This window comes from Enterococcus sp. DIV1090 (assembly GCF_050537975.1).
In the GTDB taxonomy this organism is placed as follows: Bacteria; Bacillota; Bacilli; order Lactobacillales; family Enterococcaceae; genus Enterococcus; species Enterococcus faecalis.
The window spans coordinates 1,794,953-1,809,433 of record NZ_CP172917.1 but is presented as its reverse complement, the minus strand read 5'-3'; the positions used below and the strand labels follow the sequence as shown (position 1 = coordinate 1,809,433).

29 protein-coding genes, 1 tRNA gene and 1 pseudogene are annotated in these 14,481 nt (G+C 33.6%); 25 read left to right on the top strand and 6 right to left on the bottom strand.

The window, feature by feature from the left end; translation table 11 throughout:
* Positions 1 to 21 precede the first annotated feature (21 nt).
* The 4 genes from IGL48_RS08865 to IGL48_RS08850 form a co-directional block, all read right to left on the bottom strand.
* Complete coding sequence (locus IGL48_RS08865; RefSeq protein ID WP_010711674.1) at positions 22 to 1,170, bottom strand: tyrosine-type recombinase/integrase; 1,149 nt, start codon at positions 1,168 to 1,170, stop codon at positions 22 to 24.
* A gap of 99 nt (positions 1,171 to 1,269) precedes the next feature.
* Positions 1,270 to 1,998, bottom strand: coding sequence for an ion transporter (locus IGL48_RS08860; protein ID WP_126266796.1), 729 nt, complete (start codon positions 1,996 to 1,998; stop codon positions 1,270 to 1,272).
* 33 nt (positions 1,999 to 2,031) lie between these two features.
* Entirely contained in the window at positions 2,032 to 2,376 is a 345-nt protein-coding gene (locus IGL48_RS08855) for an ImmA/IrrE family metallo-endopeptidase (protein ID WP_267570856.1), read from the bottom strand.
* Between the two features lie 17 nt (positions 2,377 to 2,393).
* Positions 2,394 to 2,717: a helix-turn-helix domain-containing protein gene (locus IGL48_RS08850; RefSeq protein ID WP_010826721.1), complete on the bottom strand. Its 324-nt coding sequence runs from the start codon at positions 2,715 to 2,717 to the stop codon at positions 2,394 to 2,396.
* 309 nt (positions 2,718 to 3,026) lie between these two features.
* Here IGL48_RS08850 and IGL48_RS08845 point away from each other — a divergent pair, with 309 nt between their 5' ends.
* The 6 genes from IGL48_RS08845 to IGL48_RS08820 are packed head-to-tail and all read left to right on the top strand — an operon-like array spanning position 3,027 to position 4,836.
* Positions 3,027 to 3,203: a helix-turn-helix domain-containing protein gene (locus IGL48_RS08845; RefSeq protein ID WP_002364354.1), complete on the top strand. Its 177-nt coding sequence runs from the start codon at positions 3,027 to 3,029 to the stop codon at positions 3,201 to 3,203.
* Positions 3,204 to 3,213: 10 nt separating this feature from the next.
* Positions 3,214 to 3,525, top strand: a complete 312-nt coding sequence (locus IGL48_RS08840) for a hypothetical protein (protein WP_126266798.1) — start codon at positions 3,214 to 3,216, stop codon at positions 3,523 to 3,525.
* A gap of 38 nt (positions 3,526 to 3,563) precedes the next feature.
* On the top strand, positions 3,564 to 4,277 hold the full coding sequence (locus IGL48_RS08835; RefSeq protein ID WP_267570857.1) for a Rha family transcriptional regulator: 714 nt from the start codon (positions 3,564 to 3,566) through the stop codon (positions 4,275 to 4,277).
* A 10-nt stretch (positions 4,278 to 4,287) separates the two neighbouring features.
* Positions 4,288 to 4,473, top strand: coding sequence for a hypothetical protein (locus tag IGL48_RS08830; protein WP_033598023.1), 186 nt, complete (start codon positions 4,288 to 4,290; stop codon positions 4,471 to 4,473).
* 10 nt (positions 4,474 to 4,483) lie between these two features.
* Positions 4,484 to 4,684: a hypothetical protein gene (locus IGL48_RS08825; RefSeq protein ID WP_240185204.1), complete on the top strand. Its 201-nt coding sequence runs from the start codon at positions 4,484 to 4,486 to the stop codon at positions 4,682 to 4,684.
* An 11-nt stretch (positions 4,685 to 4,695) separates the two neighbouring features.
* Positions 4,696 to 4,836, top strand: coding sequence for a hypothetical protein (locus tag IGL48_RS08820; RefSeq protein WP_162565037.1), 141 nt, complete (start codon positions 4,696 to 4,698; stop codon positions 4,834 to 4,836).
* 164 nt (positions 4,837 to 5,000) lie between these two features.
* Here the strand turns inward: IGL48_RS08820 and IGL48_RS08815 are convergent, their stop codons facing one another.
* On the bottom strand, positions 5,001 to 5,186 hold the full coding sequence (locus tag IGL48_RS08815) for a YegP family protein (protein WP_025188165.1): 186 nt from the start codon (positions 5,184 to 5,186) through the stop codon (positions 5,001 to 5,003).
* Positions 5,187 to 5,443: 257 nt separating this feature from the next.
* Between IGL48_RS08815 and IGL48_RS08810 the strand changes: the two genes are divergently transcribed.
* From IGL48_RS08810 to IGL48_RS08725, 18 genes and pseudogenes are all read left to right on the top strand, one after another.
* Complete coding sequence (locus IGL48_RS08810; protein WP_033600921.1) at positions 5,444 to 5,767, top strand: hypothetical protein; 324 nt, start codon at positions 5,444 to 5,446, stop codon at positions 5,765 to 5,767.
* Entirely contained in the window at positions 5,760 to 6,446 is a 687-nt protein-coding gene (locus IGL48_RS08805; protein WP_430601641.1) for a DUF1071 domain-containing protein, read from the top strand. Before IGL48_RS08810 ends, IGL48_RS08805 begins: the two co-directional genes overlap by 8 nt.
* A gap of 4 nt (positions 6,447 to 6,450) precedes the next feature.
* A complete protein-coding gene (locus IGL48_RS08800; protein WP_002401957.1) occupies positions 6,451 to 7,092 on the top strand; it encodes a putative HNHc nuclease in 642 nt (213 codons plus the stop codon).
* Between the two features lie 5 nt (positions 7,093 to 7,097).
* The gene (locus IGL48_RS08795) at positions 7,098 to 7,583 is read left to right on the top strand and encodes a hypothetical protein (protein WP_430601640.1); all 486 of its coding nucleotides are present in this window, start codon (positions 7,098 to 7,100) and stop codon (positions 7,581 to 7,583) included.
* A gap of 19 nt (positions 7,584 to 7,602) precedes the next feature.
* On the top strand, positions 7,603 to 8,445 hold the full coding sequence (locus IGL48_RS08790; protein ID WP_430601665.1) for a DNA replication protein: 843 nt from the start codon (positions 7,603 to 7,605) through the stop codon (positions 8,443 to 8,445).
* 4 nt (positions 8,446 to 8,449) lie between these two features.
* Positions 8,450 to 8,977 carry a single-stranded DNA-binding protein gene (ssb, locus tag IGL48_RS08785; protein WP_430601639.1) on the top strand — a complete coding sequence of 176 codons (528 nt, stop codon included), beginning with the start codon at positions 8,450 to 8,452 and terminating at the stop codon, positions 8,975 to 8,977.
* An 11-nt stretch (positions 8,978 to 8,988) separates the two neighbouring features.
* The gene (locus IGL48_RS08780; protein ID WP_113826006.1) at positions 8,989 to 9,318 is read left to right on the top strand and encodes a hypothetical protein; all 330 of its coding nucleotides are present in this window, start codon (positions 8,989 to 8,991) and stop codon (positions 9,316 to 9,318) included.
* 19 nt (positions 9,319 to 9,337) lie between these two features.
* Positions 9,338 to 9,544 carry a hypothetical protein gene (locus IGL48_RS08775; RefSeq protein WP_113826005.1) on the top strand — a complete coding sequence of 69 codons (207 nt, stop codon included), beginning with the start codon at positions 9,338 to 9,340 and terminating at the stop codon, positions 9,542 to 9,544.
* A 53-nt stretch (positions 9,545 to 9,597) separates the two neighbouring features.
* Entirely contained in the window at positions 9,598 to 10,368 is a 771-nt protein-coding gene (locus IGL48_RS08770; RefSeq protein ID WP_104888246.1) for a DNA-methyltransferase, read from the top strand.
* A 54-nt stretch (positions 10,369 to 10,422) separates the two neighbouring features.
* Entirely contained in the window at positions 10,423 to 10,695 is a 273-nt protein-coding gene (locus tag IGL48_RS08765; RefSeq protein ID WP_240185865.1) for a hypothetical protein, read from the top strand.
* Positions 10,692 to 10,940 (top strand): hypothetical protein, encoded by a 249-nt coding sequence (locus tag IGL48_RS08760; RefSeq protein ID WP_113825987.1) that lies wholly within the window; start codon positions 10,692 to 10,694, stop codon positions 10,938 to 10,940. Before IGL48_RS08765 ends, IGL48_RS08760 begins: the two co-directional genes overlap by 4 nt.
* Positions 10,941 to 10,951: 11 nt before the next feature.
* Positions 10,952 to 11,119 (top strand): hypothetical protein, encoded by a 168-nt coding sequence (locus IGL48_RS08755; RefSeq protein WP_048948834.1) that lies wholly within the window; start codon positions 10,952 to 10,954, stop codon positions 11,117 to 11,119.
* Entirely contained in the window at positions 11,112 to 11,318 is a 207-nt protein-coding gene (locus tag IGL48_RS08750; RefSeq protein ID WP_010730055.1) for a hypothetical protein, read from the top strand. The genes IGL48_RS08755 and IGL48_RS08750 overlap by 8 nt, the downstream gene beginning before the upstream one ends.
* Positions 11,315 to 11,647, top strand: a pseudogene (locus tag IGL48_RS08745) (DUF1642 domain-containing protein); the annotation flags it as partial. The gene IGL48_RS08750 and the pseudogene IGL48_RS08745, both read left to right, overlap by 4 nt.
* A gap of 153 nt (positions 11,648 to 11,800) precedes the next feature.
* Positions 11,801 to 12,055 carry a DUF1642 domain-containing protein gene (locus IGL48_RS08740; RefSeq protein WP_233039692.1) on the top strand — a complete coding sequence of 85 codons (255 nt, stop codon included), beginning with the start codon at positions 11,801 to 11,803 and terminating at the stop codon, positions 12,053 to 12,055.
* A gap of 182 nt (positions 12,056 to 12,237) precedes the next feature.
* Positions 12,238 to 12,462 (top strand): hypothetical protein, encoded by a 225-nt coding sequence (locus IGL48_RS08735; RefSeq protein WP_016632373.1) that lies wholly within the window; start codon positions 12,238 to 12,240, stop codon positions 12,460 to 12,462.
* 184 nt (positions 12,463 to 12,646) lie between these two features.
* Positions 12,647 to 13,114, top strand: coding sequence for an ArpU family phage packaging/lysis transcriptional regulator (locus IGL48_RS08730; RefSeq protein WP_002380819.1), 468 nt, complete (start codon positions 12,647 to 12,649; stop codon positions 13,112 to 13,114).
* Positions 13,115 to 13,466: 352 nt separating this feature from the next.
* Positions 13,467 to 13,730 (top strand): hypothetical protein, encoded by a 264-nt coding sequence (locus IGL48_RS08725; RefSeq protein ID WP_174084463.1) that lies wholly within the window; start codon positions 13,467 to 13,469, stop codon positions 13,728 to 13,730.
* Positions 13,731 to 13,765: 35 nt separating this feature from the next.
* On the opposite strand, the gene IGL48_RS08720 is transcribed toward IGL48_RS08725, so the two are convergent.
* Positions 13,766 to 13,903, bottom strand: a complete 138-nt coding sequence (locus tag IGL48_RS08720; RefSeq protein WP_010773976.1) for a zinc ribbon-containing protein — start codon at positions 13,901 to 13,903, stop codon at positions 13,766 to 13,768.
* A gap of 66 nt (positions 13,904 to 13,969) precedes the next feature.
* Between IGL48_RS08720 and IGL48_RS08715 the strand changes: the two genes are divergently transcribed.
* Positions 13,970 to 14,042: transfer RNA gene (locus IGL48_RS08715), tRNA-Asn, on the top strand.
* Positions 14,043 to 14,481: the final 439 nt, after the last annotated feature.

Sequence of the window (14,481 nt, the reverse complement as noted above, 5' to 3'; positions counted from 1 at the left end):
TTACCACAAATTTACCACAAATCACAAGTTCTCAATAAGTTTATCCATCATATCAGCTGTTTCTTTTTCTTCTTCTTTTAATACATCGCTATAAACATCCAAAGTTATATTAATATTCTTGTGTCCTAACCGAGTTGAAACGTACTTAATGTTTGCTCCTGCTTCAATTAAAAACGTTGCATGGGTATGTCTTAGGCCGTGTACGGTTATGTTTTGAACTTCTGCCTTTTCACATAACAGGCGAAACATATACGTAATTCTAGATTGTTTGATAGGTAAATTTCTAGAACTTAAAATAAAGTAGTCCTTATCTTTTAAAATTATTCCTTCTTTGAAAAGGCGTTCTTTCTCGTGATTTTTGTATTTTTTTATTAAAGTGAGTAATGAGTTGTCAAAATAAACTTTACGAATACTAGTTTTTGTTTTCGGCTTATTTTCACCATAATCGCCACGTGTAGAATTGATATCGAAATATTTTTCGTTTAAATCAATATCACTCCAACGCAGCCCCATCAATTCGCCTTTTCTCATTCCAGATTTTAGCAGAGTCAAAAATATAACTTGTGTTTGAATATCTTCGTTTTCTAAAACCGCTACAAATCGCTGTAATTCCTTTTTAGAGAATGAACGAACATTATTACTTAAATCAAATTTAAAGCCTGTTAGCGTGTTGCTAGGGATGATTTGATTGTGTACCGCAGCGTTAATCATCCTCATTACAATTTTATGCCACGTTTGAATCGTAGATTCTGTATATTTGTTTTCTTGTCTTAATTTGTCAATAAATTCTCGCTTATAGGTAATCTTATTTAAAGAAGATAGTTTCTGATTTCCAATTAATGGTGATATGTGAAATTTGATAGCAGATTCAATATTTTGTTTTGTTGAAACACTCCAATTGTCTTGGGCGTAAGGTATCCAGACTTTGATCCATTCATCTATGGTGAGTTGTTTATTTTCGACGAAGGAAGTATTTTGTGTTTCTAAATCATATTGGATTTTTAGCAATGCTTTATTCGCCGCTCTTTCACTTTCAAATCCACGTTTGCTAGCTTCTTTTCGGTGTTTTAGAGAGTTGTAATAAGGATAGCGATATCCCCAAAAAGTTCCTTTTTTATTTGAGTAAGAAAAAACATATTTGTATTTTTTGGACCAATTTAGTTTCGCCATATTTTCACGTCCTTTTCTTTGTGGTAAAATAGGCGTAACAAAATAAGCCTATTTTGGTTCTATTTTTAACGCACTAACTTCTTAGCCGGAGAGGGTGCGTTATTTTTTTATTTCCTCTTTTAGTTGTTCAATCGTAGTTTCTAATTGATCAATTTTATTAATTAGTAATTCAATTTTATCATTTGATTTTTCATCTTCATTATTACTTTTATTAAAATATTCTGTAATAGTTGAAGTAAGCATACCAATAAATCCAATTCCTAAAATCATTAAAATGATTGCCGCAACTCTACCTAATGGCGTAGCTGGTGAAATATCGCCATAACCAACAGTAGTTGTGGTCACTAAAGCCCACCAAAATGCATCAATATACGGGACATTTTCTGCATATGAGTAAATCATTGCTGAAACAACAATAAGAACTGAGCTTAAATAAATCACGTTTAAAAATCCATTCGTATTTAAAAATGATTTAGTGTTTCTTGTTAATTTGCCAACCACACCTATCGCTCTTGTTAGCTTTGCAAGTCTAGCTATTTTAGCTATTCGAAACAACCTAGCGATTCTAAAGAAAGAAAAAATAGCATCAAAAGGAATTATCGCAATCAGATCAAAAATATTTTCTTTAAAAAAATTGATTTTATTTTTTGAGATAATGAATCTAACAATGTAGTCAATTGTAAATGTGATTAAGATAAAATTATCAATAATGTTAAACGGCGGATTACTAATATTAATGACATTTGAAAAATCAAAAATAACTAAAGCAATTGAAATTAATGCTAAAACAACAATAGAGTAATTATAGATTTTTTGATTTATCTTCAATGAAATTCTCTCACTCTCTAAATAGCAAGCTTTTTATTTTAAATAAGTTTCTTGTCCCATCTTTAAATTGTAATGGGTAATCACATTAGAATAATTAAATTGCCCATCATGTTTTTCAATAAGGCATTTAAACATATGATGATCTGCCTCAGATTCCATCTTATTTCTAAAAGAAGGAATTTTATATAACTCCATGTAATCCGAATGGGAAACAACATGTTTGAACTCATGGAATATAGACTCTTCTTGTTCTTCAATAGATAAATTTTGATTTACGAAAATTATTCTTTTGACTGGCTCGTAACATGCGCGCTTATTTATTGGAGCGAAAACTAACTCTACTTCATATTCTTCCACCAACTCTTTGATACTTTTCATATAGCACAACCTTTAAATTATTTTCCGAATCTCCCTTTTAAGTAAGCACGAATAACTTCCCGATCATGATCATCCAAAGGCTCACCATCGAAACTCATCACATTGTCTAAAATTTCATCCAAATCATCAGATTGCTTTGGTTTATTAGAGATTTCACGACCCAATAAATAATCCGTTGAAACTCCAAAATAATTTGCGACAGCTTCTAATTTATCGATAGAAGGCTTGCTTTTTTTCCAAGCATACAATGAATTTCGACTAAAATTTAACTTTTCTTCAAGTTCCACAATAGATATTTTCTGACTATCTGCTAATTTTTTAACTCTATCAAATACAGTCATATTAAGCTTTCCTCCATAAGCTTCGGATATATCTATAAAAAAAAGTAGAAAATCAGTTGACATCTACAAAACTTTTTAATATACTATGTCCGTAAGCTAAATTATTAGCTAATAAGTTCGCAAATAAAACCGAGAAACAAACTAAAAAATCGTTGGGGAACGGTAAAAAGTGTTGTTTTACTAGGCTTAAAAAGTCTTATTTAGCTATGCACTTATTCTACAAAATATTATAGAATAAGTCAATAAAATTTATTAAATTAGCTAATTTTTTAGCTTACAAATAAAAATAAAGGGGTGTGAGTAATAAATATGTCACAAGACTTAGCAATCGACGTAAGAGCAGCTCTAATTCGTGCAGGGAAAAACCAATCTTGGTTAGCAAAACAACTAGGGATTTCAAGTCCGTACTTATCAGATATCCTTCACGGTCGCAGACGTTCAGAAGAGCAAGTTCAGAAAATCAAAAAAATCTTAAATATCAAGTGAGGTGATTAGAATGGAAAATTTTCTAGATTCATCTTCAAAAAACTTTCTATACAACATTATTGAAAAAATCCTGAGAAAAATGTTTGAACAAGTCATAAATGAAGCTAGTCAAGGATTAAATGAACGTGCTGAGTATTTAGACATCAAACAATTATCGTCTAGATATTCAATGTCTGTTCCTGAAGTTGAACAAAATTTTGTAAAAGACAAACGTATGCAAATGATCGAAAAAAGAAAGCCTGGTACTAGCAAGGGAAAAAGATATTGGCCTGCTAAAGAAGCTATAAAAATTTGTAATGACATCATGAATCATTGGGATTAAAGGAAAGAGCGATACAGAAACAATTTAAGGAGGAAAAAATGGACAACTTAGTAATTATGAAAAACCAACAAGCAGTAACAACTAGTTTACAAGTTGCTGAAGTATTTGAAAAACAACATAAGCATGTTATTGAAGCAATAGAGGCTAAAATTCAATCGGCCGAAAATTCGGCTTATTACCAAAACATGTTTGCTGAAGGAGAATACAAAGATTCAAGAGGTAGAAAACAAAGATTGTACTACATGAATCGAGATGGCTTTTCTTTCATTGCATTTGGATTCACTGGAAAAAAAGCAGATTCATTCAAACTGAAATACATTGAAGCATTCAATCGAATGGAAAAAGAAATTCAACAGCCTAAATTACCAACCTCAAAGCGAGAATTAGCTTTACTAGCTTTATCAGCAAATGAAGAAACAAATGAGCGTGTAGATGTAATTGAAAAAGAAGTAGCCGACTTAAAAGACAATCAAAAAATCGGTGCAGATGATTATGGCTACTTATCACGTCGAGTTCATCAACGAGTAGCAGAAGTTGCAAGAGGATTTGGGAAAATCACAAAGGAACAGCGTGGAAAGTTATACAAAGATATTAATTCAGGTATTAAGCAAATTACAGGCGTGGGTACCAGATCACAATTAAGAGAAAAACATTATCCAATGGTAATTGAATATATCAATGACTGGGAGCCGTCCACAGCCACAAAAACAGTTGTAAGACAAATGAGTTTAGACTTAAACGACATAGCGTAGGGAGAATATTATGGCTTATACAACTGAACAAGAAAGTTGGATACTCAACCAAATCAAAAAAGAGCGTAAACAGCTACAAGATGATAGAGCAGCGCTTAGACAATCAGAACAACTGACCGAAGGAAAAGCCTATCAAATTGAAAGAGAACTTGAATTTTTAAGATATTTAGAAATTCAAAATAGAATCCATGTATAAGGAGAATCCTGTGGAAATAATTAAATATAAAGGTAAAGAATTAAAAGTTATAGATACTACGGGAAACTATAGAAATACTCTTGTAGTAATTTTTAAGGGGCAACATCGTTTGTACCACAAGAAATCTAAATCAATTATCGGCGGAGATAACAAACTAAATGAAGCAAAATTGAATCAGGGATTTCGAGGATCAGTATTAAGTACGATTTAGGAGGAATGAAAATGAATAAAAGAGGGTTAGCGGCAATTGCCAAACATCCTAGGGTTCGAATGAGACGAGTTCAAGCAATTGCGTATGTAAGTCTGATAGGTAACGTCGTATTTTTAATTTGTATTTTTGCAATGGCTATTGCAGGTAGATAGAAAAGGGGAATATGAAATACTAAACAAAATATCCAAAGAACAAAAGAAAACAAATAAATAGCTCCAAACTATTCCGAGTAGCATGGAGCGGAAGAATAATAATTTAAATCATTATGGCAACATCAATAAACTATCAGAGGAAATAGATAAAACTATTCCAAATATCAGAAACCATATGTAGTATCAACAACAATTGTTTTCGGGTCGATTCCTAATCTAATGGATTCGATGATATCAATTACAGAAGCTTTATAGTAGTACGTTTTACTGGATGATACTACTTCATGTTCACTTGTTTTAATTAAAAAGTAGTACTTACCATCACTAGATTTTTTTATAACAAAATACATGAGCATCCCTCCAAGCTTAGTAAATAAATTATACCAGAGAAAGGAATAAAAAGAATGACCAGAATAGAAAAACTAGAGCAAACGAAAAAACTTGCTGATTTATGGTACCAGCAACAAAAAAATAAAATATACATTGCACAACAAAAAGAGCGCAGAGGTGTCGCATGACGACAAAAAAGCGACTTAAGCCGGCAAGCAATAAGTCGCATACAAAAATTATACAAGAAAAATTATATCACAGAAATGAGGTCTTGTGAATGAATCGTAGTGAAGCAGATGCATTAGATCGATTTTTAACAGAGCCGCCTAAAAAGCAAAACAAGGAACAATATGAAAACGATGAAATTGATAGTACTGACTTTTTCGGAAATGAAATTGCAGATGAAGATGGAGTATTTCAGATGTGGTTTAAAATCTTTAAATATGATAAAAAAGCACAGCTAAAGTGTCATGAATTAACAGCTATTGTCACTCAAAATAGCATTGTAGATGTAATAGAAGAATTTGACCAACGGTATTTAGAAAAGATTGATTACATCGGTTTAGGCAAAGTATACAAGGAGGCACTATTAAATGACTGAGAAAAAGATTATTACAGATTTTCAAAAAATGACTGAAATAGATGTATCAAAACGTATACAACAAAAAGGAAAGTTCAATTATCTACCGTGGTCCGATGCTCACGAACTTATGAAGAAGCACGATCCAAAGGCCATTATTTCTATTCGTGAGTTTGAACATTGGATGGTAGTTAAGGGAGAGCGAAAAGAGTTTTTAGTATCAAAAGAATTACCATATCAGACAACAAATGGTGGTTCATATGTAGAAGTATCTGTACTTTTTAAAGAAGTCGAAGAAACAGAAATATACCCTATTTTAGATTTTAAAAATAACGATGTAACATCGCCGACAATGACGCAGGTAAATAAAGCATTGAAACGTGCATTTGTTAAGGCGTTAGCAAAACATGGGTTAGGATTATATATCTATAGAGGTGAAGATTTACCAGAGCCACCAACAATTGAAGTGAAAGACCTGGAAAAAACAGAAGTAGCATTATCAGCATTGAGCGAAATCGTTGGTTTTGATGCAACAGAAGAAATGATTAAGCGTTTAAATTTATGGATTGAAGAGAGCTATCCACAATTAGATAAAATAACAAAACTAGAACAAATGAACAAACAACATTATGGAATGATTGGCCGTCTAATCGCTCAAGCTACGAACCAAGCAGAAAAGGCAAAAAAAGAAAAGAAGTGATTGAATGATTGGAAAAATCATAAATCATAAAGGGAATAAATTGGCCATCGAATTTGAGGATGAAATAAATTCAAATTTTCTCGAACTTCTGGCTAATAACGATGATAATTTAGCGAAAGTTGAATTCTTAGATAATCGACAGATGTCTCAAAAACAGAATGCACTTTCTCACGTTCTAATAGCCGATGTGGCACGTTGGAGCTATGACGAACCTAAATGGATTGAAAGTGTCTTGAAATACTACTACGAGGCTAAGAGTGGTGTTTATTTTGAACATAGTAGAGCTACCAAAAATGAAGCGACTGAGTGGATCGGTTTCTTGATTGAGTTCATTTTGAAAAACGATATACCATTGGAAAAAAGATACCAATACTTGCTTGAAAATAATAAATGGTTTTATTACTGCCTGAAATATCGTAAGTGCTGTATTTGCGGTAAGCATGCTGACGTTTGCCATATTGAAGTTGTTGGTATGGGGCGTAATCGTAAAAAGATTAATCATGAGACATTCACATTTTATGCTGGTTGCCGTCAACACCATCAAGAGGAACACCAAATAGGCACTAAGAACTTCTTGAATAAGTATCAAATTAAACCAGTGAAATTAAACATCGAAGAACGTAAGAAACTGAACATAGGAGGATGATTTAAATGCCAAACTGGGCAGAGGGAACACTTAAAATTAGAGGAAAAAAAGAGAATGTAATCAGATTTTTGAAAGAGGGGATAATTGCTTCACCTAATTTTAAAATGACTGAAGATGGACCAGTCACAGTCCCACAAAAGGTTGAAATTTCTGAAGATGATTATTCAACCACATTGTACAGTGAGAACGAATTCTACATCAATAATACCAGACGTGCTTTCATAGATAGAAAAGAGATAGAAGTATGGCACGAAGAATGTGATGAAGCGTTAGCAGAGATATTAGATTTTAAACAGGCTTGGGGTGTTATCGAAGAAGATTTTGAAGGTATTTCAAAAAAATATAATATCGATATTAAAATTTTTGTTTTTGAACAGGGGATGGAGTTCACACAAGAAGTTGAAATTATAGAAGGGGAAACAACTAAAAATATTGTGAAAAAATACGATGACTATTTTTGGGAAGTGCCGTTTTCAACTATAGGAGGTTAGATAATTGGCTGAAAGAAGAATGTTTGCAAAGACCATCATTGATAGCGATGCATTTTTAGACATGCCGCTGTCAACTCAATCTCTTTATTTTCATTTGTCAATGCGAGCGGATGATGATGGATTTATTAATAATCCTAAGAAGATCCAACGAATGGTTGGATGTGGAGATGATGATTTAAAGCTATTAATGGCCAAAAGATTTATTTTAGTTTTTGATAGCGGGGTTATTGTTATCAAGCATTGGAAAATTCATAACTATATCCGAAATGATCGATACAAACCAACTCTATATCAAGAAGAAAAGGCTGAATTAGCTGAGAAAAATAGTAAAGCATATACCTTTAAAACCGAGATTATAGAGAGTGAAAACAATCTTGGTATACCAGATGACAACCGCATGGGATACCAAATGGATACACAGGTTAGGTTAGGTAAGGATAGGTTAGTTAAGGATAAAAAAAAGAATAGTGTTGAGCCGAGCTCAACTATGCATGAATTATTCGAAAAAGTTTGGAAAACTTATCCAAAGAAAACCAACAAGAAAAAAGCTAGAGAACAATTTTTAAAGAAGTTCAAGACGGAAGAAGATTTAGAGTCGTTTAAAAAAGGATATAAAGACTATCTTGCGTATATTAAATTAAACGATTGGTACCATCCACAAGAATTATTTCGTTGGATCCGTGATGATCGTTATAACGATGAATATGATTTATCTCAAACAAATAAACAGCCTGCGTATTCTAAGGCGCCAGTGAGACAAGAGCAGTTACCAAATTGGAATGGGATGCAAGAAGATATACCTTTATCACCTGAAGAATTAGCTGAATTAGAACGACAAAAACAAGAATTATTAGGAGAGTGACAATATGATAAACCAAGTTGTGTTAGTTGGACGTTTAACGAAAGATATAGATTTACGCTACACCGCAAGTGGTTCTGCAGTTGGAAGCTTTACTCTTGCTGTGAACCGTAACTTTACAAACCAAAACGGCGAACGAGAAGCGGATTTTATCAACTGTGTAATTTGGCGTAAGCCTGCTGAAACAATGGCTAATTATGCTCGTAAAGGAACATTATTAGGAGTTGTTGGCAGAATTCAAACTCGTAATTATGACAACCAACAAGGCCAACGTGTATATGTGACTGAAGTTGTTTGCGAAAGTTTCCAATTATTAGAGTCAAAAAGCACCAATGAGAATAGAAATAGCATTCAGAGTTCGCAGAATAGCGTTACAGGCGTTCAAAATAATTTTGAGAGTAATTATGCCACAAATCAAAACAAAGGCTTAAATCAGCAAAATAGCAGCCAACAAATGTCGTTTGGTGGAGATGTAGATCCGTTCGCAGGTGCAGGTAATTCAATCGACATTAGCGATGATGATCTGCCTTTTTAGGAGGTTAAAAAATGAACAGTGTAATTTTTGAAGATATAGCACGTATTCAAGCTGAAAAAAAGCAAACGCGAAAAGAAATGCTCAAGTTAATGAATGAAAACCCGGATTGGTATAAACATCCAAAAAGCATGGTCTATCGACAAATTAAAATGCTTGGTAAGGATATTGGTGAGCAAACAATGGATAAATCTAAACCAATCAACTCAATTGATAAAGACAAGTTCACCATTCAAGAATATTTGTATTTGCAGTGGGTTGGTTATTCAGTGAATGCAATCATAGAAGCGTTAGGAATGCCTAGAAGCAAATTTTGGGAATATAAAGCTGAACATTTAAATTAGGTTTATGAAGTGAAAGCGAGTGTTCATGTTGCTGGAGATTTATTACACGCCAACATCCGCTATTATTGCGGATGCACTGGCTAAAACATATGAAGTCGTTTCTTTAGAAACAGCTAGAAATATTGCCAAGAAATTTAAAGCTAGTTTGAAGCAGAAAACGGACCTTTATGTAATTGAAGGTATTTTGATTGATGCTGGTTATAAAAACGAACCAGTGAATTTATAAGGAAGGAGTGGAGGTTTGGTCGACCACAAAGAGTTCTTTACTCCTTTGAAATTATGCAGAGAGAAACAGAAACGAAAATACAATTATTTAACGATCATTTTCAAAATTATAAGCGATATGGAATACCCAAAGCACAACTAGTTATTGCAGACATTCCTTATAATCTAGGCAAAAATGCATATGCATCAAGTTCTGCATGGTACGAAGGCGGAAAAATTGAAAATGGAGAATCGAATAAAGCGAATAAAAGTTTTTTTGATACCGATGAAAATTTCAGAATATCAGAATTTATGCACTTTTGTTCAAAAATGTTAAAAAAAGAACCGAAAGAAGTAGGGAAAGCGCCAGCTATGATTGTGTTCTGTGCCTTTCAACAGCTTCAAATGGTGATTGACTATGGTGAACGGTACGGCTTTAAAAATCACATTCCACTAGTTTTTATTAAGAAATCCAGTCCTCAGGTACTAAAAGCAAATATGAAAATCGTAGGGGCTACAGAATATGCGCTCGTTCTTTACAGAGAAAAACTTCCGAAATTCAATAACGACGGCCGTATGGTTCTAAATTGGTTTGAATGGGAAACGGATAACAGTTATCCAAAAATACATCCGACCCAGAAACCAATACCTGTTATTAAACGATTAATTGAAATTTTTACAGATTATGGAGATGTTGTAATTGATCCATGTGCTGGCAGTGGTTCTACGCTTAGAGCGGCTGCAGAACTCAATAGAAATGCTTATGGCTTTGAAATAAAGAAAGAGATGTACGAAGTTGCACAGAAAAAAATGTTGTCAAATATCCCAATGGGGCTATTTATATGAACTGGAGAACAGCTGTCATTATTTTAGAAAGTGAGTGAAGAAGGAGGTTTAGGAATGTTTAATACACACAATACACAAACACAAAAGCTCAATTTCACCGCCGTTAGTGGAAACCTGATTAAGAGCTGTCAAGATAGTTTTTTTGTTAGATTCCACTTAAAAAGCGAATTGTCTAAAAGACTTTTAGCCAGCAATCCATTTTACGGAGACAAAAGAGCAGTTGTTTTGCAATCTATGGTGGTTGGAGATATGGAAGTTTTATGCGAAGTCATTTATAGAGATGACTACGAAAAAATGTTTGATAAATTTAAGGAGGAATCGGAATGAGCTACGAAATAACATATGACGAGAACGTCAGCAATAATGTGCAACGAAAGAATATTGTTGTCAATAGTAGGAATTTATACAAAGTTTATCTTGAAAAAGAAGCCTATCGTAAAAATGAGGAGACGGGTGTTGATTACACATTAGACATTAAATGTGATGAAACTGGCGTCAATGTACAAGCGGTGTTACCACACGAAGTCATGAATGAATTAGGTAACATGATAAGTGATAGTCTTGAATTTTAGGAGGAAGCAGAGTGAAACGATTAAAAATAAGCTATATAGATTTAGCTGTAATAATTGAAAGCATCTATTACGGAGAAGATGAAGATGTATCTGATATTGAGGACTTATTGAAATATTTGCGTAATAACGGACATCTGTCTACTGTTTTAACAGTTTCAAGGGGGATTAGCGATGAATAAACAAGAATGTCAAATATGTGACAAAAATCATTTTTTAGAAGACAGCTGTGGCGGGAAATGGAGTCTAAAAGACGACACGCTAATAATCAAACAAAGTTTTCAAGAATACGCAGGTGGCCCATTTGTCGAAGAAATTGTAACGCAAAAAATAAACTATTGTCCGTTTTGCGGGAAAGAAGTTAGGAGTTGGTGGAGATGAATAAACAAGAATTGATTGAGAAATACAAAACAAAGTATGCAGAAGAACCAAAAGATTGGAGACTTCCATCGGTTAATGCCTCAAGACAAGCCTTATACTCAAATTTTATTAATGACTTAGAAAAGCTAGACGAGCCGAAAAAAGTCGTTGTTCCGAAGTTTGTAGCTGATGAGTTAGAAAAGTTAGCAGATAAATATCTAACACTAAGAGATATTTATACTGGCGATGTTCATTGGTTAAATAACGGTACTGTCTATCTTGAGGGAAAAGAGCTAGAACTAGCAAACTGGTTAAATAAAAATGAAACTACTTTTGAATATGCTTGGATTCATGGCTATGAAGTCGAGAAAGAGCAGTTGTATTGGGCGGTCAGAGGTGTTACAGATTATTTTAGATGCGACGAGAAAATTATTGTTTTTAAAAAGGAAGAAGAAGCGTTGGAAGTTGCTAATCTCATTGGTATAAATACAGAAGTTAAAAAAATGAATAGTATCGATTGCTCAGAATGCATATCAATTGAAGAGTTAAGGAATGAAAATGAAGAACCTCTATTTTATGTTGCTTTACCAAAAATCGGTGACACAGAGTTTTGTTATCTTTGGACTGATACCGATGGAGCTGTATATACACAAGGCAATAAAGGGTTATGCATCGGAAGACTGAAACATACAGAACAAGAAATAAAATCGATTGATGAACGTTACTGGCCGTTTGCTGTGAAAGTTGATGGTGAATAGATGAAACGCAACTGGAAAAGAGTAATAAATAAAGTTAGCGGCGTTGCAATAATGATTCTTGTAGCAAAAGCAACCGTGAGCCATTTCGTGTATGGAAATGACATAACAAGTAGTGACCTCGTTTATTTCCTTTCATGCTCGTTTATTTTGGGATTAGGGCTATATTTAGGAGGTTCAAGTGTATGAGTTATCCAGAAGTTTATATCTTAGGAAGGCAAGTCGATGGCGTTTATGTTGAGTATTCAGAACCATATCTTTCAAAAAAAGAAGCTGAATTTGATAAGCATCACTATGAAATGGGCCAATCAATGTCACATGATGCTGGCACTTGGAAAATTTTAAAGTATGGCAGACCGATAACGGTCGAATTAAACAATAAAAAAGCCAACCGACCACTGGTTGACTAAGAAGAATATTTTACCAGAAAAGTGGTAGCTTGTGATATGTGAGGTTACTTTGCCCCAAACATTGGTCACAATAAAAATATTTTATCATGAGTAAAGAAAGCTGCCAACAAAAAAAGCCGGATTCCTCCGACCGTTGGTAATATTCTCGACACGAATATTATACCACAAACGGGGGAATCAAGGTATGGTACTTTTTGACGTAAAGAAATATGAAACACCAGATGCAAAGGACGTAGATATGGAGCAAACTAAACATAACGTCAGTGTGTTCCTGTCTGCCTATCTTGCTGCTAGATGTCGTGTTGGCCAGCCGAGGGAACCAAAAGTAACAGCTTCATTCTCTTTGGTTCCACCATCAACGGCCAATAACGTTTTCGAAGCAGAGCAAATGTTAATCCAGAAAGAAGAAGCACAAGAAGAGTTTGATTATCTTCATAAGCTTTTTGTTAGAGGTTATTCTGCGATTCAGCATCCGCACAAACCAGATGTTACCGAGCGAAGAAAAAGGATTTTCTATGATCGATACATCAACGGTAATCCAATCTATCTAGCAGCACAACGAAACTGTATCAGCGAAGAATCAGTGAAACAAGAATCTAATATGATCATTGTTCAATTTGCTTCAGCGCTGGAATTGGTTGCTTTTAAGTAGCCATTTATTACACTTTTTATACCTCTTTTATACACTTTATCTACACTTCATATACCTTTGAAACGGATTATTATGATAGTGTCAAAAAAATAAGAAATGCGACACACTTACACAAATACATTAACGGAACGATTGCCTACTTATTTTTTTGATTTGAGATCACAAGGAAGTAAAAAAATCTACTTTCTTCGTTTAGTCACTTGTGATCTCATTTAGATTCTCTCGCAAACCACAAATTATAAAACTAAAGAAGTGAGGTGAATAACCTCCTCTTTTTTCTAAAAGTTTGCAAGGGATATATTTGGCGATTGCTAGCATATGCAAAAAAAGACAGACAGAAAGGAAGATTTATATGTTATTGCAAATTGATAAGTTTAATAAAAAAGAATTAGAAGGTAAAGAAGCAGCGAAACTTTTAGTGGACTATATCGGAGGGGTTTCAGGGACTTCTTGTGATAGTGACGCAGTTAAAGTTTTTAACAAGAGTAACCCGATTGTCATTACATTTGGCAAGGAGCAAACAACTGCAATTAACCTGCCATATTACGAAGATTTTAAAATTGTTGCAGTATGGCTCTTAAATGATGAAGGTAAAACACTTCGTAAATTAATATAAAATAAGCAGTCCGTTAAAAGACTGCTTATAAATAATTATTTTCTATACTTTGTATTATCACATCTAGGACATGGCGGCAGTGTATCTGTTTTGTCATCTAATACAACTTGCTGACCGCAATTAGTACAAGTATAGGTGCCTTTGCCTGGCTTTTCACCTGTAGAATAAGTCATGTTATCACCTCCTTACTTGAAGTATACACCTTAGAATATAATTAACAATAGGAAGTGACATTTTGATGGAATATAGCTCAGTTGGTAGAGCATACGACTGTTAATCGTAGGGTCATGAGTTCGAGTCTCGTTATTCCAGTAAGTAGCTATGCTACTTAAATAAAAAAATCGTCAATAAGTCAAATGTAACTACCTTTACGATCAGATGACGGTTAAGATTTTCCTTCCTATCTAAGGCTGCACTTTCACCGTGCAGTCTTTTTTTATACGTAAAAAAACCACTAGACTATGGAATCTAGTGGGTAGGTAGCAGACTATATTACAAAAAGATGGGTTTTCTAGGTGTAAATAACTGTTTCAGCATTTAAGGAGTTGCTACCCAAAAGCATTATAGCAAATTAATAGTGATAGACATTATCCAATTTATGTAAGAAATGACATATTTAGTACATAAAATTAATTAAGAATGTCTCTTTTAGTATGTAAAAAACCGCTAATATCGGAAAATTAGCGGATAGGCAGTTATAGTAAGACTTGTTGATAGAATTTTAAATCGCAAAATCTAAATTCATCAAGAA